We start from the raw sequence: 21,258 nt of genomic DNA on the forward strand, positions 1-21,258 counted from the left end.
ATGGCGATTCTCGTTCTCGGCGGAGCCGGCTATATCGGTTCTCATGCGGTTGATCAATTATTAAACAAAGGATTTAAAACGATAGCTGTGGATAATCTCCAGACAGGCCACCGGAAAGCTGTTCATGAAAAAGCAGTTTTTTACCATGGAGATATCCGTGAAAAACCGTTTCTTCGCTCTGTGTTTGCGAAGGAGAACGTAACAGGCGTTCTCCATTTTGCCGCTCAATCCCTTGTCGGCGAATCAATGAAAGACCCTCTTTCATATTTCAATAATAATGTGTACGGTACGCAAATTACGCTGGAGGTCATGCAGGAATTCGGAGTGAAACACATTGTGTTTTCTTCATCCGCCGCTGTATACGGCGAACCTGAAAAAGTGCCCATCACAGAAGACATGCCCGAAAAGCCGGAAAGCGCATACGGCGAATCAAAACTCATGGCAGAAAAAATGCTGAAGTGGTGTGAAACCGCCTGCGGCATAAAATATGTCTCGCTTCGGTATTTTAACGTTGCCGGCGCGAAAACGGACGGTTCCATCGGAGAAGATCATCATCCGGAAACCCACCTTATCCCTATCCTTTTACAAACCGCGCTCGGTCAGCGCGAGGAGGTTTTGATATTCGGCACTGACTATGATACAAAAGACGGCACGTGCATCCGCGATTATGTCCATGTTTCCGATTTAATCGATGCCCATATTCTCGCTCTGGAATATTTGCAAAACGGCGGAGACAGCGGCATTTTCAATTTAGGATCAAGCAGCGGGTTTTCCGTATCAGAAATGGCGGAAGCGGCCCGGCAAGTGACCGAAAGAGACATAAAAGTAAGAGCGGCCGCAAGAAGACCCGGTGATCCAAGCACCCTCATCGCTTCCAGCGATAAAGCGCGGAACATTCTGGGCTGGAATCCGAAACAAACGGACATATCGGAAATCATTGCGTCAGCATGGAATTGGCATCGGCAACATCCAAACGGATACAAGGACAAATGAAATGGAGGCGGCGGTCATTGAAGTTTTTGAATCAGTGACAGGGTTTCTGAAAGAAAGCACTGTCTTAGGCGACATAAATGAAACAGATGTGATTTATACAAGAAACAGACTTCTCGATCTGCTCGGACTGACGGATTATGCAGAACCGAAACATATCAAGAAACAAAACAGGCTCCACTATTTGGACGAAATGGTGAAAGACGCGGTAAAACGGTCAATCATAAACGATACACCGGCTGAAAGAGACATGCTGGGAAGCAGAATCATGGACGTGATCACACCGGCCCCTTCTCTGATCAATGCCGCATTCAGCAAATTGTTATCAGATTGCCCGAAAAAAGCAACAGATTACTTTTACCGACTGAGCCAAAACAACGACTATATTAAGACGCGGGCCATTCGAAAAAATATCGTGTACCGCTCACCAACACCTTTTGGGGAATTGGACATCACCATTAATTTATCAAAGCCCGAAAAAGACCCTAAAGACATCGCCGCGGTAAAAAACAGTCCGGAAAACCGGTATCCGAAATGCCTGCTTTGTATGGAAAACGAGGGGTATGCCGGAACACCGCATCACCCCGCCCGTTCAAATCACCGCATCATCAGGCTTGACTTAGCGGGAGAACAGTGGGGGTTTCAATACTCCCCTTATGCGTATTACAGCGAGCATGCCATCTTTCTATCAAGCGTGCACAAGCCGATGAACATCAGCCGCGACAGCTTCAGAAGGCTTCTGGCCATAACGGAAATCTTCCCCCACTATTTCGCGGGATCAAACGCAGACTTGCCGATCGTAGGAGGTTCCATTCTTTCTCACGATCATTATCAAGGCGGCGCCCATGAGTTTCCGATGGCAAAAGCGGGTTCCCTCTACCCTTTTCATATGCGTCATTTTCCAGACGTTCAGGCCGAAGCCGTGAAGTGGCCGGTATCAGTGATCCGCCTTCGCGCAAAAGATCCGGATTTGCTGACAGATGCCGCTGCGTATGTTTTTGAAAAGTGGCGGGAATATTCAGACGAAACCGTCAGCATCATCGCAAAGACAAATGAACCCCATAATACCGTCACTCCAATTGCCAGACGCAGGGGAACGGATTTTGAAATCGATCTCGCTCTCAGAAACAACCGCACCTCCGAAGATTATCCGGATGGCATTTTTCACCCGCATCAAGATGTCCATCACATCAAAAAAGAAAATATCGGTCTGATTGAAGTGATGGGACTCGCCGTTTTACCTCCCCGCCTGAAAGATGAGCTGGCAGAAGTGAAAAAGTATGTACTGAATGAACCTCATGACATCAAAGACATTCATCTTCCGTGGGCCGAAAACATCAAAGCGGATGAAGACGTGACACCGGAAAATGCAGCCGCTGTTTTACAAAAAGAAACCGCGAATGTATTTTTACGCGCGCTGACCGATGCAGGCGTTTTTAAAATGACACCCGAAGGAATTCAGGCGTTTCAGCGTTTCACGACGTTATTGGAGAATGGCAGCTGAAACATTCAGAGTGAAATCAATCAACAATCTTTTTTATCAGGAGGTATTGTGATGTTCAAAAACCGATTGAAACGTGTATTTGTAAACGCAATCTGTCTTTCTCTCATTTTCACTGCTTTTACATTCTTTGAGAAGTCTCCTAAAGCAAAAGCGGATGCCCCGTTTGCCTATGGCGCTGATATAGGATGGCTGAAACAAATGGAGGACGAAGGTGTGCGCTGGCTGGATGACGGCGGAAAACAGAAAGATGCCTTGCAGATTCTTAAAGATCACGGAATAAATGCCGTGAGACTGAGAGTGTTTGTGAATCCGCCAAGCAGCTATTATTGGCTGAAAGACGGCACAACATGGACCATGCTCGGCTATAGTGACAAAGCGGGCGTACTTGCGGCGGCCAAAAGGGCAAAAGCGTTAGGAATGAAGGTAATGGTTGACTTCCATTACAGTGATGTGTTCGCTGATCCCGGCCACCAGATCAAGCCGAACCAATGGACCGGCTATTCAAGCAGCCAGCTGCAGGCAGCCGTGTATAACCATACGTACGATGTCATGAAAGAACTTAAAAATCACGGCATCTCCCCTGATTGGGTGCAAGTAGGGAATGAAATGAATTCAGGAATTTTACTGCCCGACGGCAGCACGAACGATTTCAGCAAATTGACCGCCTTACTGAACAAAGGCTATGACGCCGTGAAATCCGTCAGCCCGGCCACCAAGGTCATCAGCCATTTGGCACACGGCACGGACAACAGCCTATTCAGATGGTGGTTTGATCAATTCTTTAAAAACGGAGGAAAAACCGACATCATCGGCGTTTCGTTCTATCCCTATTGGGAGGGTAAGCCGTACTGGGAGCTCACCGGCCAATTATCATCTAATTTGAATGACATCGCCTCACGCTACAACAAGGAAGTCATGGTGGTTGAACTGGGCGGAGATGAAAATAATCCGAAAGATTCCTACTGGACCATAAAAGACACCATAAAACTGGTGAAAGCGGTTCCGAACGGTAAAGGAACCGGCGTATTTTACTGGGAGCCCGAGGCTCACTCCAGCGTTCTGTCAGACGCGTATCCATTAGGCGCAACCGCCAAAGTGTCTAAAAACGTCTTGAAATACACAACCGCAATCGACGCTTTTCATGACGCCGCAACAGGAAAATGATTGATGCGAATCTCAAGCAGGCTCTTTTCGCAGCCTGCTTTTTTATAAGGCTGTAGAGTTGGCCTGTTATGAAAAAGAGCAAGTAACGAATACGGAAAGAAAAATACCCGAAAACCCACGTTTCGGTTAAAAAGCCGCTTTTTAAATAGAATACTTCTTCTGTTCCCCCTCCTTCTTATTTCTGCGCACTATCTCTCAGTTCCTAAATAATAACTTTACGATTGTTGAAAAAGAAACAAAAATTTTATAATATTGTGTAAGCACCACCGAGCAGGAGGACGGGACATGGACAAAAAAGAACAGCTCCTCACGGATTTCAGGGACTTTTTTAACAAGATGGTGTGGCTGAATAGGCTGAAGATGGAAGAAAGCCTTAAGGGGCATAAACCTTCTGAAGTGCATTGCATCGAATTCATCGAAAAAATTGAAGACGCCAATGTGACAAAACTTGCGGAGTCTCTTTATATGACAAGAGGCGCCATAAGTAAATTAACGAAGAAGCTTATCAATAAAGGCCTTATCGAAAGCTATCAGAAGCCGCTTAACAAGAAAGAAATCTATTTCAGGCTTACCGAGCAAGGAAAAGTCATTTATAAAGTTCACGAGGAATTGCACAAAGAGTTTCAAGAACGCGACAAAATCGTGTTTGAACAAGTAACTGATGAACAATTTGACACAATGCTGAACTTCGTGGAAACATACAGCAGGCATTTAGATTCAGAAATAAAGAAACTTGGTGCAGACATGAAATCGGAATAAATATGAATAAAACCATAGGCAGCCCTGCTCCATGAAAACGGGCTGCCTTTTTATATCCCTCTTATTGTTGACAAAGAAACAAAATCACTCTATTATTTTGTTGACAAGGAAACAAAGACAGCGATTTTGAGAGGAGAATAATATGTCAACACATAAAAGAAAGGAACTTCGGCTGCCAAAAGAAGTTCTCACAGCCGCCTGGGCTATTGCACTGGGAGCAATCGCTCCAATGCTTGACTCTACGATGGTAAACATCGCCATCGACAAACTGACCAAAGACTTCAACACGACATTGGATACCATTCAGTGGTCCGTTACAGGCTATGTCTTAGCACTTGCAATTGCAGTACCCGTATCCGGCTGGCTTATGAATAAATATAACGGTAAGAAAGTCTTCATCGGCTCAGTCATCGCCTTTGGTGTCATTTCTGTTTTTGCGGGAATGAGCCGTGACGTTTCCAGCTTCATCGTCTTCCGTTTGCTTCAAGGATTCAGCGCCGGTATTATGACTCCGCTTATGTCAACACTCTTGGTTAAAACGGCAGGTCCGGAAAACCTGGGAAAAGTGATGGCAATCGTCAGCACCCCTATGATCTTCGGCCCGATCTTAGGACCTGTCATCGGAGGCTTCATCGTCCAAGGCGCTTCATGGCATTGGATTTTTTACATCAACGTGTTCATCGTTTTGATTGCCGCACCGCTTATGATGAAAACCATTCCAGACTTTGAACCATTCAACAAAGATCGTAAACTCGATATTTTCGGGATTATCAATTTGTCATTAATGAGCGCGGCATTGATTTACGGTATTACGAAAGCGGCGGATCATGCATCATTTAACAATAGCGACACCATTTTATGGGCGGGCATCGGTCTTGTTTCAGCAGCCATTTATCTTGTATATAATCTGATCAAGAAAAACCAAACCGTGCTGCCTATGAATTTGTTTGCAAACAAAAGCTTCTTAGCATCTTCGATCGGGTTGTTCTTAGCGAATGTTGCCATCATGGGGCCGATGTTAATACTTCCGCTGTTTTTTCAAAACATTCGTCAGTTCACGGCAGTCGGAGCAGCACTCGCTTTAATCCCTCAAGGAATCGGAATGCTCGTGACTCGTCCGCTGATCGGAAAAATGATTGATAAGATCGGTGCGAAATACGTGGTTACGGTCAGTCTTGTTCTTTCGCTGATCGGATCTATCCCGCTTATTTTTATCACCGATAACACAAGTATGATTTGGATTTCCGTCGTATTATTTATCCGCGGCACCAGTTTTGGAGGAATGATGCTCCCATTAATGAGTGACGCTTATACAGGCCTTGACAGCAAACAGCTTCCGGAAGCGGGTGTCGGTATTCATATGATTGAAAACCTCGGTTCCAGCTTTGGGTCAGCTGTGATCGCAACCGTTACCGCAACTGTCATACAAGGATTGCAGCCGACGATTCCGAACAGTTTAAAAGGCTACCATGCCGGGTTCTTAGTATCCGTCATCATCCTTGCGGCCATCTTCATTCCAAGTCTGTTCCTTACCCATAAAAAGACTGCGATATAAAGAACTTTTTAAAGTAAAAAACCCTTGCGCAGCAAGGGTTTTAGTGAACGAAACTGATGATTGCTGTTGACAGAGTCGGCCAACAATAGACAAAGCCTTTTACTCATTCACATTGCTTTTCATTAACCATTCTACTTCCGTTAATTCTTGTTTTTGAACGTCTTTTGTATGTTTTTTCGTAAAATGGACTTTAACAGCTTCTTCGTTTTCCCAAATCTCCCAAAGCATGATTTTGCGTTCTGATGGTTCGAGCGGATGAGCATGGAACTGAATACAGCCTTCTTCTTTGTTCGTTTCTTCCTCAAGTTTTTTGAATTCCTTCATTATTTCATTAAGGTCTTTATCACTGATGATTTTTAAGCATGCCGTTATGTAATGCATCGAAATTCCCCCTCTTCCCATCTTTTTATGGCTTTACATTATAACATCGAAACCGGCATACCGCATTCTCAACATATAAAAAACCGTCCATAAAAAATGAACGGCAATGTTTATTTAAGGGCATTTAGAGCGACTTTTGCAGCCTCAGCGATAAGAGCATTATTATAATTGGCATCTTCCGTAAACCGGTTTGACAGGATTGCCAAAACAATTGGGGCTCTGTCAGGCGGCCAAACGATCGCAATGTCGTTTCGTGTGCCGTAGCTTCCGGCTCCGGATTTATCGCCGACTTCCCATCCTGCAGGAGCGCCTGCCCGAATCAGTTCGTCGCCGGTAGCGTTGCCCCGCATCCAATCCGTTAAGATCGTGCGCTTGTCAGTCGTTAGAGTGTTACCCAAAGCGAAAGTCTTAAGATCAGTTGCCAGTGCTTTTGCGGTGCTTGTGTCACGACGATCCCCGGGAATCGCCGAGTTTAGATCCGTCTCGAATCGATCAGCTTTCGTTACATGATCCCCGATCTGTTTCAATGACTTTTCAAAACCTTTAGGGCCGCCAAGCTGCTGCAGCAATAGGTTCCCGGCGGTATTATCGCTGTAACGGACAGCGGCTTCTGAGATTTCTTTCAGGCTCATGCCTGTATCCAGATGTTTTTCTGTGATTGGAGAATATGTAACTAAATCGTCTTTGCTGTAGCGGATGATGGCATTAAGTTTTTCATTTGAGCTTTTCTTCAGAACAGCAGCTGCGGCCAGAACTTTATAGGTTGATGCGTAAGCAAACCGTTCATTCGGCCGATAGGCGATTGTCTTGTTTGAACCTGTATCAATCGCATAAACCCCAAGCCTGGCATCAAATTTTTTCTCAAGCTGAACAAATTTCTGATTCGTTATACAGCTTGTCATTTTTGTGTTTTCTATAGACTTCGCTTCAGCATGCGCTGAGCCGAATAAAGGATTGAAACCAGTAAAGCTTAAACATAAAAGTCCAATGCATATTCCAAATTGTATTCCCGCTTTATTTTTCACGTTCATCAGGCCTCCTCATTAAAATGATTTTGTATACATCTTCTAATTAACATTACAAACAGGATGAAAGTCAATATATTTCCTGTGAGATGTTGTCCATGACAGTTAGGAAATCAGCTGAAAATTTAATTGAAAACACCCCTGAATCTCTTCAATGGATAGTGTTTCTTCCGGCAGATATTTCGAGAAAAACCCGTGTGATACAGCGTTTGGTTTCTTGCCGGAGCCCCCTCCGCTGTTTCCTAATGCGTTTTTGCTGCCGGGTTGCCCGCCTATTTTTGTGTGCATCTTTTCCTTTCCCAACCATGCCGCTGTTTTTACGATTTAATGGTGTTCACTGACACCCCATATTTCTCGGCAAGATCCTTGTATTTCATACCTTTGACGTAATCCTTATACGCCTGAATATGCTTTTCAGCCATCTTCATTCACCGCCGCGCCCCCTTCTGATTCGTGTTTGTTTTTGAAAAGATATTCCCTCTAAACCGCCGCCGCACTCAGACCGTTAACCGCCAATTGTTTTTCTGAGATTTACCGGAATCAGTTTACAGAGAATATAAAAAAGACACCTCTAAGGTGTTTTTAGAGGTGCTATGTGATTTTGTGATACTTTCTATATAACTTCAGATAAGTTTTGGAGGTACTATCTAAGAAAACCAAAAAATGTTTGTATTTTAGGTAATACGCCTCTTCGAAATAAATTTCTGCTCCCTCACCTTCCAAAAACAGCCCCCAAATATGTAAATCATCCGCCTCTAAAAGATGAATATTCTCTTCAATTAGAGGCTTAACCAAATCAATGGCAGTCCCAAGCGCTGAAATTAGGTTCCCGTAATGGTTCATTATTTTTACGAAAAATATCAGCTAAATCTAAGCTATCATAAACTTTTAATTTAATAATATACAGTTTATTATATAATAATTTCAACTTATCCTTTTCTAATAGCTGAACATGACTTCTTTTCTCTTGCCAAACTTCCTTAATTAAGGTTATGCCGGTAGTAAAAAGTATGGTAAAGGCGGAGGCGAGAATCGGAATACCTACTAATTTAAAAACATCTATCAAATTTACACCTTCTTGAATTTTATTAAATCACTTTAATTCTTGAGAACAAAAATTTGATTATCTATTTTTCCAGTTCTCCGTTCTGACTCATTAAAATCCATTTTGCAAAATTTCAGTTTCTCATTCGTTTCCATTACAATTTTTATAACAATCTTATAAATATAATCCAACTCCGTTTTTTGGAACACTTCTAATTGAATCTCATCAAGATCTTTTTTTGTATAATATTCATGACAGTACCTGTATCCTACTGCTAGTTTTAATAATTCTTGTGATGCATATTGTTTATTTCTCATGATTAGCGCAATTATATTTTTTTTGTCAAACCTAGTTATCGCGGTCTCTACATCTTCTCCTATTACTTTTTCTTCTCCTGTAACCAAATTGGTTTGTATTTTTTTAATTCTTTTAGCCAATTCTATAAAGGGAACCTCCTTCATAGAATTCAGCTCATCAATGTGATGAAACTTCCTTAAAAACTCCGATTGACATACTATCGCATAAAGTTCCTTATATAACTCATTAAGCTGCTTATAGTAATGATCTCTTTTGAATTGTTTTATACTTACCATGAAATCAGTTTTATTTTGAACCAATTTAAATAAAATGTTAACTATAAGCGTTAATATAGCGGTAGCTATCGCAAGGCCTAAACTATCTGCTAAATCCATTATTTCACCCCTCTCCCTCTTTATTATCTGCAAAAGAGAGTGACAATGGAACCACTTGCGAAATTTGTCGAACGATTTAATCAGTTTACAGAAAACATAAAAAGCACCCCGAAGGATGCTATAGACTCAAGAAATTAGACTTATTAATAATTCTTGGAAGTTGTCCTTTTCTAGAACTGTCTCTTTTCTATCACTTTTTGACCTATTATCAACAAGTAACCATGTCCCCTGTCGAATTTCTAAATAGAGATCACTTACAGGTACAGTCGTTCCTCCTAATACGAAGCGGACTTTAATTTCATCTTTCTTCTCAAAGTCTTTCATAGGCGAAACTATCAGTATCTTTTTTTTCTCAAAATGAAGGACAAGACCGATTACATCTTCATACAATCCAAATTGATGGTTTGAATCATCGAATTTGACGAAACCATTATTTTTTGTCTCTTCAAGCCACAGCTTCATGGAACTTATGACACTTCGAAATTTTTCTAAGTTGTTATCCTGTGTTAGCTGGATAATATTTTGCGCATTTTCTTCTTCTCTTTTTTTATCTGCTAAGAAATCAGTTAACTTATCACTCATCTTTTCACCTCCCACCTTATTATCGGTTAAGGATATGATAAAGGAATTATTCGCAAAATTTGTCGAACGAAAGTGTCTTTCATAAATAGGTGGTAACCGTAAGACAAAAAGGCAACCTATTGAGTGCTTGAGGATTCGTCCTGTTTATTTTGTTTTTTTAATTCTTCATATTCATCTTTACATTCTTCGAGTATATCTTTTAGATAGTTCCTTTTATCAATTTTTCCAGCCATTCTGTACAAATATAAACCATATCCGATTGCAATAATTAGAAAACATAAAAAAACATAGAACACTGCCACTTGAAAAACAGGTGAGTAATCTATTGATTTTGTAAGACTTAAAAATTTTTCTTTACTTAATTTTTCTTCACCTAAATAACTTCTTAATAGAGTATTGTAGAAGGTAAGAGTTACAGTTATTAATGCTATCGCCATTGTTGCTACAATAGATAACAATACTGCGAAAAAAGTAAAAGGAATGTTATAAATAGGTTGACTATCTTTGGCACCTTCAATTGACGACTTCGTCCTACGCAACATTCTCTCTATATCGGTTAAATCGTGATCCATTACTATTGACTTTCTTAAGTCTGCTTGTTCATCAAATGTTAAATTGTAAATTTCCCCATACCTGTTTTCCAAATATTTTTTTACATATTTTGATTTCCCAAACTCTCTAGTCATTTTTTTCGCCTCCCATATTATTATCGGTAGCCAGGGAGCGTATTAGAAGCTATTGCAAAATTTGTCGAGAATTCCCTAGTATAAAACACCCTTATGACAGGGAGCTCATTTACGCCTATGTTTTTGAAAATCCAAAATATCCTCTTTCAGAAAAAGCCTGTCCCGAGGCATTTCTTTCATCGGCTCGAATTCCCCGTTTTTAACTAACTGGTTTATGTATTGACGAGTGAAGCACAATATTTCAGCTTCGCTTGTATTAACGATTTCCTCATTTAAGAACCGTTTGATTGCATCACGTTCTTTAAGATTGTACGTTAACATCATCCTCTTTGAATTCCCTAAATTGTAATGGTAAACAACACCATTATACCTATAACAATAGTATTCTTTAAAGATTTTTTGAAAACCTTTCTTATGTTTCAATAAATAAACAACCTATTCATGCTAAACAGAATAGGCTGTGATCTGCTCTATTTTTCATTTTCATGCGGGAACGCTCAATATTCTTCTGCATAGTTCCTTTTTTAACCCCTAATAACTGCGCTATCTCTTCGAATGACATGTTTTGCACAGCATGCGTCTTTTCACTTTCTGTGAGGACGGAAAGGGCGTCAGCGATTCTTTCCTTATCCCAATCACTTACCTCTCCCTCAGCTTCTTGAACGATTGCGTATTCTTCCGGCAGCGCATCAATTAAGCGCGGATTAGCAAGAATCTTCCTTTGGTCTCTTCTGTCAGCGCCTCGGCATGCGCCGAGCTGTCTTCCGTTCTGCAGTTTCTCTTAAAGCTCGTTTGTATTCAATGATTAAACCTTGCATTCTAATTCCTCCCCTTATTTGCGCTTAAATGCGCCGCCCTTGCCTCGTTTAAGTGTTTGCATGTTCGTGTTCATCATTTGTTGCCAGAAACGATCTGAGCGCTCCTGCGTGTTTTTATTGGGCTTTTTCTTTTTCTGCTTCATGTCATCTCTCCGCTCAAATAAAAAACGGACACCAATCAGAGCACAGTAATTCTGTGCAATGATCAGTGCCCGCAGGCTTTCCGTCTTGGACTTATTTAATTTGGAACTTTTTTTGATGGCGAATGATTTTTCTCTGATATATTTGAAATATTTAATTTCCCAGGATCAATTCCCATCAAATTAAAGGCTAATTGAGCCTGTACTAATGAACGCAATTTTTCATCTTGAATTTTACCAGCTAAGGCTATGGATTTATTACGATTAGAGTTTTCCATTAGATTATCGTGGTATTCTTTAACCCGTATACGTAACTTTTGTGACTCCTTTAAGAACATAAGTGAAATCCCCTCAAAAATTAAACTTCCTATGACGCTAATTGCACTATTGATAGTGTTATCAGAGCCAATAGAAAAAATGATAATACCTATTAAAAGGATAAAACCCACTATTGACATTGTTAGACCAGCATAGAACTGCAAATTCGAATGAGTAGTTGCTTGTTGTTCATATATATCCAGTGTCTTTTCATCAGATTTTACTTCATGTTCTTCTTTCACTACATTTTTTTGTTTTTCCGGCTCTGGATAGCCTAGTTTAGAATCTTTAACGACTGTTGAATTGCTTAGTAAATCTTTTTTGTCGTTCTTAGCTTTTTGAATTTCCTTCAAATACATCAATTGCTGTATATATCTTTCTTCACGTCTGTTCTTTATTGATGTCACATATGAAAGTAAAACTGCAGTAATTGTGATAAATAAAGTCATAACAGAAAGAAGTATTACTGATGAATTTTCACCGAATACAGACAAAACATCCTTCAAACCATTTTCCTCCTGAAACCGATTATTTACAGTAAATCCTATTTTATCATATCGGCTATATTAGGATTTAAATCAAGTGAAGAATGAAGAATTTATATCAGCTTTAATTATGATCGCCTATCTCTTTTTCTCTCTATACTTATCAATATCTTGAAAAAACGCCGCGGCCGTGAATGCGATGATTGCTCCTATAAACGTGATGTTCGCTTTCATGTCCGGTCTGTATTCGTACTGGAAATAAAACCAGAATCCTACCCCCCTCAGCCCCAAAACTATTCTCAGCGCCATCGAATCCCCCTTATTTGATTTGACAATTGACTGATTCAAATGTTCCGATATAGTTCCCCTTGCCGGAGTCCAGCCGAATGGCATAGGTCCCCTTTCCGGTCTTATTCCAGATTGTTTTCACGTTGAATAATTTCAGAGGCGTTGCCGTTTTATAACTGCCCCGCTGTGCTTCTAGTATATGTCGGAGAATCCGTGAACACCCGGCCGCTCTACACGGATTCATTTTGCCAGCCGGACCAAGCCGCGGAAGCAGACGGCTCAATGGCCGCCGCTCCCGTTAGTAATACCGCTGATAGAATTTTCCTTGTTATTGCTTCCCCTGTTTTTTGTATTCTGCGATTTCCTTAGGGGTAGCCTTCCGGACTCCGTCTGCGTCTGTCCTGTTTGCCACTTGAACGCCTTCCATGTTTTTTATCTCGCTGACTATTCCCAAATGCTCTAAATACACATGATCACCAATCTTGAAACGATTCTGTTTGGCCCGCTCCTCGGTCATGCTCCTGTATTCAGTCGCGGCTTTCATTTTTAATTCAGCCAGACACATTTGACAAAGTGTTACTGTTACAGAATTGCCGTTAAAATCAGTAAACGAAACCGATCTGACAGATTCCTTTTCCGGGTGCATCGTGCATGTTTTCTTCATAGGTGATGGCCGTGTAAATTCAATCATTCCGCTTCCTCCTCAAAAAAAGTCTTTTCGTCCCTCTCACTTAACTCCGGATGAACGGGAAGTTCCATACACTCGCATTTCGAACTGTCACGACACCGCCATCTGACGGATTTTCATACATCCTTCATAGCTGTAAGCCTATATTCCTTTATATTCCCAATGCTTGCCGTACTTCCCTGTTAGGATGAAGTTTCTAAAGCTGTTGACCAGTTGCCGCATGTTGGTTCCATGCGAAAAGCCGTATCCCAATTCATACGGGTGAATTTCAGCCCTCTCATATGTGTGCATGCTTTGTAAAGGAGGTGCATCACATGATGTTCTAACAACCGATTCAACCTGAACAAAGTGATTTAGTCGACAAAAAGATTGCCGAGAACAAAAAGAACTGTGAATCTAAAAACAATTGACCTTTCTGAATATGAATTGCTAGTCAATGCATATTCCAAATTAATAAGATAAATAAAAAAGACCCCTTCACAGTTAATGGTGAGGGGGTTATTTAGTAAGTAGCCGATATTTTTATTGAACTCCAAATGTCTGCATCTCAATAGTGTCTGCAGATATACTTTTTCTAGTTTGAAATATTTAAGCACGGATAAGGTAACAACTGAATTAGAGATGCAAAGATGGATTGAAGAGGTGATGATTTTGCCGCCATGTTAATATACAAATATTTAATTAAAAAGGAAAAGAATTAAACTAGGGGTTAGATGTTTCAAATTAACGTACTTCAGAGCTATGGAGAAGAATCATAAAGTACTTGCTTAATTCAGATTCTTCGATTTTGTAAGTACCCTGCAAGAACCATTTTCTTTTGTTCTCCGCACCTTTTTATTCACACCCAGCAACTCGAGCAAGGTCGTCTTCTTCCTAAGTTATTAAAAAAGAGATGTGTTTTTTGGAATAACTACAAAACGCACTGGCCAAAAAGGCCTTGTATGATGACACGCCAATACGCGCATATTCACTGTTTAATCAAAATGAATTATTGTTGATTGTTGCGCGATTATTTGTTGCAGCCCTTTTATCATTAGTCGGAGTTAAAGCGATATTAAGCAAACAAAAACTGTCTGGATATTTACTGTTTGGAACAGCAGCTTTCTTACTCGTTGTAAACGGGGTGAAAATCATGATTTAATTTAATGTTTTAATTATAGGAATATTGAATCCCAGAACCAAAAAATTAACGCGGCTACAATACTCATAATGTAGTACTCAAGGCTTCTGAATACGGTAAGAACGTTTGGGGGATAATCAAAAAATCAGAACAAAAACACAGCTAAAAAGGCTACTGCAATATAAATTAAAAAATTGTTCAAATTGAATTTTCTAGGCCTTCTTCTTAGCCACACCAAAGAGACAGCAAACACCAAGTAAGTGATTAAAGCATAAAATCCTATGATGCCAATAGTGACTAATGCGATTGCCATAAAGCCAGAGTAAACAACATATACAGACCAAAGATTAGGCCATATGACAAACTAGAGATTATCAGAGTATAAACATAACTGTTTACCATTTTATTAGATAGCAAGTTTATCCTCCCGTCTTAGAAAAACCTATAACTTTGAAGAACTTTACTTAAGCCAAATAGCTTTAGCAGCATCTATTACTCTAGATTTTTCATCAAGATATACATATTTTCTATCCCACTCGCTCTTTCTCCAAGCCTCTTGGTTTGCAAATGATGGTTTAATTGGTTGTGGGTACTCGTCCTTTGACCAGTCGTCTTCAATATGATTCAACTTAGGGTCATTATCATCGTAATATTTATACCAACCAGTAATCATTTTTAACATTATTGTCCCACCTACTGTCCTTTAAGATCGTAGTTTGTCATTCATCTTTTTTTAAAAAGGCTGAGAATTTTTTTAAATATGTTGTCTTGTTTCCCTTTCAATTCACTTTTGGATTCTTTGCTTAACGGTTGTTCCTTTTGCTCTTTTTCATAGCTTTCAAATAAAATGCCTTCTTGATCCTTCCATCCCCCTGTTTTCTTTGGTTGCAAATCGACAGGAGTATTTGAGATTTCATATGTTTCATTTTTCATATTATCTTTATTATCATTTTCTTTATTTTCAACCACAAACGTTGCCTTACTCTTTTTATTGTCAAATGTCTTATTATCATTTCTTACAATTATTTTTGATGGATCATTTTTTATGTTACTTGTTTTCGGTTCATATTCGTAAATTCTATATTTAATGTCTATATCTTTCACTAATACTCTAATAATGTTACTGTCTTTATAATTACCTAAGAAAGAACCCTTTACAATAGCCATTTTTCGACTTTCTTTATTTCTATCCTTAATCCAATTTAAAAGAAACTTTAATGTCCTCTCGAAGCCAGATTTCCCATTACCTCGTTGAACTAGCATTATACGCTTAGTATCTTTTTGTTTATTTGCAGTTGGATACAAATAAACATATCCCTTATTTTCTAGGGTACCAATATCTCGAATATCAAGGAACCCTTCAACTAAAAAAGTATTCCCAGAAGCCATATCAGTCCAAGCTTTGTTATAGTCATCAATAGAGTAATATTGATTATTTGCTTTCAATTGACTCTTTACATAATTGATTACTTCACGGTTACTGCAGTTTAAAAATTCAACGAAATCAGTCACAAACCTTATGTACTCTACATTTATTCCTACAGTAGGTTTCCTAAGAGTATTTTTCAGACCACTTCGGTAATTGTAATTCTTTTTCTCATCACTACCGAAATTCGATACTCCTTGTTTTATAGGTGAAAAGATATCGCTGTTATCAATTTTTATGACAGTTTTCTCTTCTCTAGATTTCCCTTTTATTCTTTCTCTTAAGGGTATATATGGTGTGCTATATCCGCAATCCAAAGCATGTTCTTCTCCTGGTAATAGAGAGAAAAATCCCTCTTTACGATTGACTACCTTTAGCTTTGCATAGCATTTAGATTTGAAATAGTTTTTGCAATAAAGTGTATAACCTATCTCTTTCTTAATATCTCTTTTGATTAATGCTTCCTTTGGATCTATCGGCTTTGCTTTTCCATTTTTCATATAAATTGCATCATACATAGAGTCACTACTTTGCCCCATATCCACCCTCCGTTTCCCTAAACAACATGGATTCTATATAAAAGAATGATTTTATGTACACCTAGAAAATTTGTAGTAATTTACTTTTGTTGTAAATTTAGTATATAACGATCACTTTAAGTGTTCGATATCTTTTTAATCTTTTTTGTAAATCAACAGCTCATGCAGCTCAATGTCTAAATATGTACAGACTTTATCAAGTAGATCCCTTGGATACCGCTCCATTTCATCATGATAAAGCTTCCTAACTGTGTTAAAACCATGGTCAATATCATTGGACAGCTTTCGAATACTGATATTCCTTTCGTCTATTATCGGCTTTAAATTTGATTTAATCAATTTAACTACCCCACATTCATTATGTATGATCACTTTAAATTATCATCATATACATAAAAAAGGTCAAGGATATACCTTGACTATGTTTTAAAGCTTACCAATCTTCATCCGGCTCATCATGTTCGAATCCATAAAAGCCTTTAATCCGGACGTCACCGTAGCCGGCTCCTTTAGTGATACTTAAGTAATGGTTTCTGTTTGCGTCTCCATCCACCTTATCTGTTGAGCTCAGGTTCAATTGATTACCCGTGAAATTCTTTTCACTCTGCCAGTGTTATTCTCTGCAGTTTAAAATTCAATGTGCACCCTTCAGCATTGTAGATGGTGAACCTGTATCCCAATTTAGTTGGCCAATATTCGAGATAGGTGTCATCAGCCATAAAAAAGCCCGTTTCATTCTCTGTCATTTTAAAGTTGACCCTATGTTCATCTTTGGTAATTTTGGCCGAAACAGCTCCGCCTGCTCAAACACCAGGTTAAAAAGACTGTTGCAATACTCAAACCCAACTTTTTCTTATTCATTCCCCCTTCTTCCAAATTATACAACATTAAAAATGAAGAGGAGAGAAATAGTTAATATGAAATGGTGTTTTTATTATAAAGCCCGTCTTATTTGTTGTCTGCGTCAGTCATTATAAAAGTCTCTCATACTCTATATCAAAAGCATCTACAAACGCTTTTTTAGCTATGGCACTTGTGATAACTAAATCGTCTTCACTCGTTTTGTCTACTCTTCTAAAAACATTCTTTTGGCTAACTCCCCTATTCCATTTTCACTAACATCAATCATAAAATCCCTAAGTTCTTTTGTGTTCACTTTATAACCTCCTCAGCTTTCAATTTCTTTATGTAACCAAACAATCTATCCCCAACCTCTGTATCATGCCAACCCCAATCTTCAGCAAGAGATTTAATTTCTTCAGACAAAATCTTAGCAAATAGTTTGTATTTCAGAATTACTTGGCACTCTTCTATAAGCATCTACAAAACAGTCGTTTATTTGATCTTCCATGGCATTCAATTGATTAAACCTCCCTAAAATAATGTTTTATTTAATCTCAGCTTCAATTTGTACAAACTCTCCCAGTGGCTCAACACATGCTACTTCGTACATACAGTCGTCATATGTATTGAGTAGCACAGTTGTATCCTCCTTTATTCCACCTTTCTCCAACATGGTTTGCAATGAATCAATTAATTGCTTTACGCTCATAGACATAAAATCATCCTCCATTTTTTAAATTTGAGTGTTTTCTTGATTAGTTGCCTTCGATAGTTTCAAGAAACATACAAACACATGGGAATATTTTCAGTTTCCCTGTAGAATACCGATACGCTGGGGCCACCTTGTTTTTAATTAAAAAATCACAGATAGTCTCTGGATTTTTAACACCACTATTATATAACTTTCGTATCATTTCTTTTTGAAAATCATTTAGAGAGGAAACTGTTGAAGTTATTTTTGACTGCTCATTATTTAACAAGATATTGTTTGATACTTCACGTGTATTTAAATTAACTGTCTTGTTTGCCGAGATGATCTTTTGATTAACTTCTTTTCTTAAAAAATTAACCTGTCTAGCCGATAAGGCTAGACCCATATCTAATTGTTTCTTAATATTGTCTGTTGTATTGAATTCAAAATCATTAGGAATATTAATCTCATATTCAATTGACCACTTCATTTTTGTTCTTTCTAATATTTCTGTTATTTCTTTTTCTATTAGATCAAATTCATCTTTTATTTGTTTGAAAACATGTTTCTTTAAAGAGATATGTTCTTCAAAATGACTTATTCCCAACCTTTTGATTTCTCCACCATTTTTGTTTTTTACGATGTATTGATATCTTAGGGGTCTTCCACACTCACATGGTGTGTTTTTGTTTACATAACCGTTGTCGATGTAGTCAATTAAGACCCATTCCTCTTTCAATTGCATATTCTCACTTGAAGCATACTCAAGTCCTGCGGATACATAAGTTTTTTCCTTCTGAACCCTATTAAATGCTTCAACCTTTTTTGTTTTAACAAAGTCCACTAAATACTGTTTCTGCTCATCATTAAGAAATGAAGTTTCTTTAAACAAGTTCTCTCATCCCTCCATATAATTTTCGATTGATATGTACAAAAGTTGCTGAAAGCAGTATGTCCTAATCTGTTATAGTCATTTATCGTCTGTTCCCTTTATTATACAGTTTGATCATGTTAGATTAAACTGCGTTTTATTTTATGTCAGAACACTTGTATATATCCATCGATGCACCTGAATACACCCCACACCAATAATAAATTTCCTATTACATTCCTAGATTCTTCTTCATTGACTCCGATTACATATAAAAAGTTTTGCTTTATTTCCAACATCTTATAGTGAGTAGCACTATTATCAAAATCACAGTGTCCAGCAGTCTTGTTAATTGACTTTACTTTGTCATCAACTTTAAAATTCATTGAGCTCTCTCCCCTCTTCGCTTTAGTATCGGCTAACAAGTCCCTGTGAAATTGTTGGTTTTATCTAATTTAAAGGTATTAAGTTGTGAAGATCAACGCCCCAACGAGTTTCCCCTTCAAAACTTTTACCATCACTTCTTGAGATTATAGGTCGGTCTCCAAAAAAATTAGCACAGGCAACCACATAATATTCAGCAGTGATATCTATTATAGGAAGACCGCCACTTAAGATGAGATACCCATTTAATCTATTAACTTTGTATTCATCCATTGGCGATTCTCTCCATTCTGTTTAAAATTTTTAACCTTTAGCTTTCCAAACTTGCCAACCATTCGACTCAGCAAAGGAAGATTTTACTTTCTCCCAATCCCATTCAATATCTGCATAATCTTTGCAGGTTTCTGACCTATTTTATGATTGAGACACCAGAGCTTTGGATACGATATTTCTGTGTTTAGTGATGATCTCACTGAGAAATTTAATGCACTGTTGGCATTTCTAACTGCCATGGGAATTGTAGTGGATTCAACCACTACAGGTATCTCAGATAGTGATCAAGCAATGGAATACACAGAACCAAAATAGCTTGGGGAGTTTATCTCCCCTTTTTTTCATTTTTAATTAATGATTATTGATCATGCAAATAGGATCTGGATATATCGGGAGCCCAATGCTTGAGAAGTCAGAATCTAACCATGAAGTAATCCCTTCTCCACATGAGACATGGACGATTAAATATTCTTTCTATAAGTTCAGCTTTACAAATGATCAGGAATGCCACGTATCAATCAATGGTGGCGATCCTATCTATTTAAGAGCTGGACAAAGCTTTCAAATGGACGCTGATGATTCACCTATCACAAGCTTCAAGATTTCTGAGTCAGGAATAACATATAACTTTTTGGGGCGCATAAATGAGCTTCTTCAATCCAATGGTTAATGTCTCAATTGTCACTGGGAAGTCTGCTTATGATATTGCTGTGGACAATGGTTTTTCAGGAACTGTAGAGGAGTGGTTAGCTTCACTAAAAGGTAAAAAAGGTAATACTGGTGCAAACGGAGCTAAAGGTGCTACCGCTCTACTGGTAAAGATGGAAAATCAGCATATGAATTAGCTGTTCAACAAGGTTTTCGGGAACATTAGATGAGTGGCTTGCCCACTAAAAGCAACGCCTAATTGATCACGTACCCTTCTCCAACGAGGAGGGTATTTTATATTGTCATACGTTTGCCATCTATTTGCGCGAATTCAAAATGACTACAAAACTTGTTTTTATTGTAATTTAATAAGGAATAATGTAGAATTATAGGCAATTAATGTCCTGTAGGGGGGGAGTTTCTTGCCAACTGAAAAAACAGATGAGTTTGATTTTGCATACATTGAAGACGTGTTCGTGCCCCAAATAGTTCAAACTAAAGATGGGGTTAGCTATGTTATTGAAACAGAAGACATAATCAATCTTACTGAAGAACAATTCAAGCAAGTGGAGAGTGAAGTGTTAAAAAGAACATCTTCCTCTGTTGAAGAAAAAGGCGTGGATATTAAAACATTAACTCATGAACAAATAGAGGCTATCTTAGGCGAGATTTTGAATATAGTAGGAGAGTCTGAAAACCCTTTTGCTGAAGGTTTAATAGATCTTAGTGCTCATGTAGAATTTGATCACATGAACAACCCAAGGTTATTAAAACATAGAGGTTGGTACCATGAGGACAATGATGAAATTAGAAAAGAAATAGAAAGTGCTGTGAAAGAAGCATTTGATGTAGAGAAAGCTAAATTAAAATTTAATCCAAAAACTAAAAAGACCAAGCCAACGTTTACTTTTACAATTCTAGGGTATAAACGAAATAAGGATAAAGGTAAATTATCGGTTGTTGTAATCAAGGATTCTGAGGACTCTGTTCTTGTAGTAACCATTTTATGATGGTATCATTGTGTAAAGACCCGAATGGGGAGGGGAAAATATGGCGACACTGACTGTATCAGCAAGTAAAGTTGGTGGTAGTATTAGACCTGCTGAAAAATTATGTGAATGTGGTGAAAGAGCACCTCTTGGTTACTTTAATAAAGTTGGGCGTTTTGGTGAGACCTTCGTGACGGTGAAGAATGTGCCAGTCTATAAGTGCTCAGAATGTGATGAAGAAATCGTCAGAGGCGCAGATTCATTAAAGTTTTTTGAAAAAACTAAAGAAGCAGTAAAAAAAGGATTAACTGAGATTGAATTTGAATAAATTTTCCCTACATAATTGCGTAATTT

General features: G+C 38.6%; 30 protein-coding genes and 3 pseudogenes. 10 read left to right on the forward strand and 23 right to left on the reverse strand.

The window, feature by feature from the left end; translation table 11 throughout:
• The 5 genes from galE (at position 1) to ACNFN4_RS10925 (ending at position 5,972) form a co-directional block, all read left to right on the forward strand.
• A complete protein-coding gene (gene galE, locus ACNFN4_RS10905; RefSeq protein ID WP_007407326.1) occupies positions 1-993 on the forward strand; it encodes a UDP-glucose 4-epimerase GalE in 993 nt (330 codons plus the stop codon).
• A gap of 1 nt (position 994) precedes the next feature.
• Positions 995-2,494: a UDP-glucose--hexose-1-phosphate uridylyltransferase gene (gene galT, locus ACNFN4_RS10910; RefSeq protein ID WP_335395481.1), complete on the forward strand. Its 1,500-nt coding sequence runs from the start codon at positions 995-997 to the stop codon at positions 2,492-2,494.
• 51 nt (positions 2,495-2,545) lie between these two features.
• Positions 2,546-3,658 carry a glycoside hydrolase family 53 protein gene (locus ACNFN4_RS10915; protein WP_151140238.1) on the forward strand — a complete coding sequence of 371 codons (1,113 nt, stop codon included), beginning with the start codon at positions 2,546-2,548 and terminating at the stop codon, positions 3,656-3,658.
• A gap of 285 nt (positions 3,659-3,943) precedes the next feature.
• Positions 3,944-4,417, forward strand: coding sequence for a MarR family transcriptional regulator (locus ACNFN4_RS10920; protein WP_022553522.1), 474 nt, complete (start codon positions 3,944-3,946; stop codon positions 4,415-4,417).
• Positions 4,418-4,559: 142 nt separating this feature from the next.
• The gene (locus ACNFN4_RS10925) at positions 4,560-5,972 is read left to right on the forward strand and encodes an MDR family MFS transporter (RefSeq protein WP_448200168.1); all 1,413 of its coding nucleotides are present in this window, start codon (positions 4,560-4,562) and stop codon (positions 5,970-5,972) included.
• Positions 5,973-6,071: 99 nt separating this feature from the next.
• Here ACNFN4_RS10925 and ACNFN4_RS10930 read toward each other — a convergent pair whose 3' ends face one another.
• The 14 genes and pseudogenes from ACNFN4_RS10930 to ACNFN4_RS10995 all read right to left on the reverse strand — a co-directional run bounded on the left by ACNFN4_RS10930 (position 6,072) and on the right by ACNFN4_RS10995 (position 13,123).
• The gene (locus tag ACNFN4_RS10930) at positions 6,072-6,353 is read right to left on the reverse strand and encodes a putative quinol monooxygenase (protein ID WP_003154950.1); all 282 of its coding nucleotides are present in this window, start codon (positions 6,351-6,353) and stop codon (positions 6,072-6,074) included.
• Between the two features lie 110 nt (positions 6,354-6,463).
• Positions 6,464-7,384, reverse strand: a complete 921-nt coding sequence (gene bla / locus ACNFN4_RS10935) for a class A beta-lactamase (protein ID WP_448200169.1) — start codon at positions 7,382-7,384, stop codon at positions 6,464-6,466.
• 141 nt (positions 7,385-7,525) lie between these two features.
• Positions 7,526-7,800 (reverse strand): annotated as a pseudogene (locus ACNFN4_RS10940) (phage terminase small subunit); the annotation flags it as partial.
• A 374-nt stretch (positions 7,801-8,174) separates the two neighbouring features.
• Positions 8,175-8,444, reverse strand: a complete 270-nt coding sequence (locus ACNFN4_RS10945; protein WP_191389668.1) for a hypothetical protein — start codon at positions 8,442-8,444, stop codon at positions 8,175-8,177.
• A 32-nt stretch (positions 8,445-8,476) separates the two neighbouring features.
• Positions 8,477-9,115: a hypothetical protein gene (locus tag ACNFN4_RS10950; protein WP_448200170.1), complete on the reverse strand. Its 639-nt coding sequence runs from the start codon at positions 9,113-9,115 to the stop codon at positions 8,477-8,479.
• Positions 9,116-9,241: 126 nt separating this feature from the next.
• Entirely contained in the window at positions 9,242-9,697 is a 456-nt protein-coding gene (locus ACNFN4_RS10955; RefSeq protein ID WP_029973113.1) for a hypothetical protein, read from the reverse strand.
• 116 nt (positions 9,698-9,813) lie between these two features.
• On the reverse strand, positions 9,814-10,383 hold the full coding sequence (locus ACNFN4_RS10960) for a hypothetical protein (protein ID WP_029973115.1): 570 nt from the start codon (positions 10,381-10,383) through the stop codon (positions 9,814-9,816).
• Between the two features lie 105 nt (positions 10,384-10,488).
• The gene (locus tag ACNFN4_RS10965) at positions 10,489-10,704 is read right to left on the reverse strand and encodes a transcriptional regulator (RefSeq protein WP_029973117.1); all 216 of its coding nucleotides are present in this window, start codon (positions 10,702-10,704) and stop codon (positions 10,489-10,491) included.
• Between the two features lie 118 nt (positions 10,705-10,822).
• Complete coding sequence (locus ACNFN4_RS10970; RefSeq protein WP_370530881.1) at positions 10,823-10,954, reverse strand: sigma factor-like helix-turn-helix DNA-binding protein; 132 nt, start codon at positions 10,952-10,954, stop codon at positions 10,823-10,825.
• 261 nt (positions 10,955-11,215) lie between these two features.
• Positions 11,216-11,344: a hypothetical protein gene (locus ACNFN4_RS10975; RefSeq protein ID WP_003155870.1), complete on the reverse strand. Its 129-nt coding sequence runs from the start codon at positions 11,342-11,344 to the stop codon at positions 11,216-11,218.
• 95 nt (positions 11,345-11,439) lie between these two features.
• Positions 11,440-12,165 (reverse strand): hypothetical protein, encoded by a 726-nt coding sequence (locus tag ACNFN4_RS10980; protein ID WP_029973118.1) that lies wholly within the window; start codon positions 12,163-12,165, stop codon positions 11,440-11,442.
• Positions 12,166-12,282: 117 nt separating this feature from the next.
• Entirely contained in the window at positions 12,283-12,453 is a 171-nt protein-coding gene (locus tag ACNFN4_RS10985) for a hypothetical protein (RefSeq protein WP_205160676.1), read from the reverse strand.
• Positions 12,454-12,463: 10 nt separating this feature from the next.
• Positions 12,464-12,764, reverse strand: a pseudogene (locus ACNFN4_RS10990) (hypothetical protein).
• On the reverse strand, positions 12,761-13,123 hold the full coding sequence (locus ACNFN4_RS10995) for a hypothetical protein (RefSeq protein ID WP_029973119.1): 363 nt from the start codon (positions 13,121-13,123) through the stop codon (positions 12,761-12,763). The pseudogene ACNFN4_RS10990 and the gene ACNFN4_RS10995 overlap by 4 nt, the downstream one beginning before the upstream one ends.
• Before the next feature lie 919 nt (positions 13,124-14,042).
• On the opposite strand from ACNFN4_RS10995, the gene ACNFN4_RS11000 reads away from it, so the two are divergent.
• Entirely contained in the window at positions 14,043-14,261 is a 219-nt protein-coding gene (locus ACNFN4_RS11000; protein WP_160183194.1) for a hypothetical protein, read from the forward strand.
• Positions 14,262-14,274: 13 nt separating this feature from the next.
• Here ACNFN4_RS11000 and ACNFN4_RS11005 read toward each other — a convergent pair.
• From ACNFN4_RS11005 to ACNFN4_RS11045, 9 genes and pseudogenes are all read right to left on the reverse strand, one after another.
• A pseudogene (locus ACNFN4_RS11005) lies at positions 14,275-14,642 on the reverse strand (UPF0715 family protein).
• Positions 14,643-14,700: 58 nt separating this feature from the next.
• Positions 14,701-14,922, reverse strand: coding sequence for a hypothetical protein (locus tag ACNFN4_RS11010; RefSeq protein WP_448200171.1), 222 nt, complete (start codon positions 14,920-14,922; stop codon positions 14,701-14,703).
• A gap of 41 nt (positions 14,923-14,963) precedes the next feature.
• Positions 14,964-16,205, reverse strand: a complete 1,242-nt coding sequence (locus ACNFN4_RS11015; RefSeq protein WP_448200172.1) for a hypothetical protein — start codon at positions 16,203-16,205, stop codon at positions 14,964-14,966.
• A gap of 135 nt (positions 16,206-16,340) precedes the next feature.
• Entirely contained in the window at positions 16,341-16,544 is a 204-nt protein-coding gene (locus ACNFN4_RS11020) for a helix-turn-helix domain-containing protein (protein ID WP_095272808.1), read from the reverse strand.
• Positions 16,545-16,638: 94 nt separating this feature from the next.
• Positions 16,639-16,782, reverse strand: coding sequence for a hypothetical protein (locus tag ACNFN4_RS11025; RefSeq protein ID WP_160182578.1), 144 nt, complete (start codon positions 16,780-16,782; stop codon positions 16,639-16,641).
• 810 nt (positions 16,783-17,592) lie between these two features.
• Positions 17,593-17,763 (reverse strand): hypothetical protein, encoded by a 171-nt coding sequence (locus ACNFN4_RS11030; protein WP_191389662.1) that lies wholly within the window; start codon positions 17,761-17,763, stop codon positions 17,593-17,595.
• A 40-nt stretch (positions 17,764-17,803) separates the two neighbouring features.
• Positions 17,804-18,631 (reverse strand): hypothetical protein, encoded by an 828-nt coding sequence (locus ACNFN4_RS11035; protein WP_448200173.1) that lies wholly within the window; start codon positions 18,629-18,631, stop codon positions 17,804-17,806.
• A gap of 146 nt (positions 18,632-18,777) precedes the next feature.
• Positions 18,778-18,996, reverse strand: coding sequence for a hypothetical protein (locus ACNFN4_RS11040; protein ID WP_160182576.1), 219 nt, complete (start codon positions 18,994-18,996; stop codon positions 18,778-18,780).
• A gap of 64 nt (positions 18,997-19,060) precedes the next feature.
• Positions 19,061-19,267 (reverse strand): hypothetical protein, encoded by a 207-nt coding sequence (locus ACNFN4_RS11045; RefSeq protein ID WP_160182575.1) that lies wholly within the window; start codon positions 19,265-19,267, stop codon positions 19,061-19,063.
• 147 nt (positions 19,268-19,414) lie between these two features.
• Between ACNFN4_RS11045 and ACNFN4_RS11050 the strand changes: the two genes are divergently transcribed.
• The 4 genes from ACNFN4_RS11050 (at position 19,415) to ACNFN4_RS11065 (ending at position 21,232) form a co-directional block, all read left to right on the forward strand.
• The gene (locus ACNFN4_RS11050; RefSeq protein ID WP_160182574.1) at positions 19,415-19,582 is read left to right on the forward strand and encodes a phage holin; all 168 of its coding nucleotides are present in this window, start codon (positions 19,415-19,417) and stop codon (positions 19,580-19,582) included.
• A gap of 329 nt (positions 19,583-19,911) precedes the next feature.
• On the forward strand, positions 19,912-20,112 hold the full coding sequence (locus ACNFN4_RS11055) for a hypothetical protein (RefSeq protein ID WP_224759933.1): 201 nt from the start codon (positions 19,912-19,914) through the stop codon (positions 20,110-20,112).
• Between the two features lie 225 nt (positions 20,113-20,337).
• Entirely contained in the window at positions 20,338-20,925 is a 588-nt protein-coding gene (locus tag ACNFN4_RS11060; protein WP_160182573.1) for a hypothetical protein, read from the forward strand.
• Between the two features lie 40 nt (positions 20,926-20,965).
• Positions 20,966-21,232: a YgiT-type zinc finger protein gene (locus ACNFN4_RS11065; RefSeq protein WP_160182572.1), complete on the forward strand. Its 267-nt coding sequence runs from the start codon at positions 20,966-20,968 to the stop codon at positions 21,230-21,232.
• Positions 21,233-21,258 lie beyond the last annotated feature (26 nt).

The organism is Bacillus sp. N1(2025) (genome assembly GCF_053470005.1).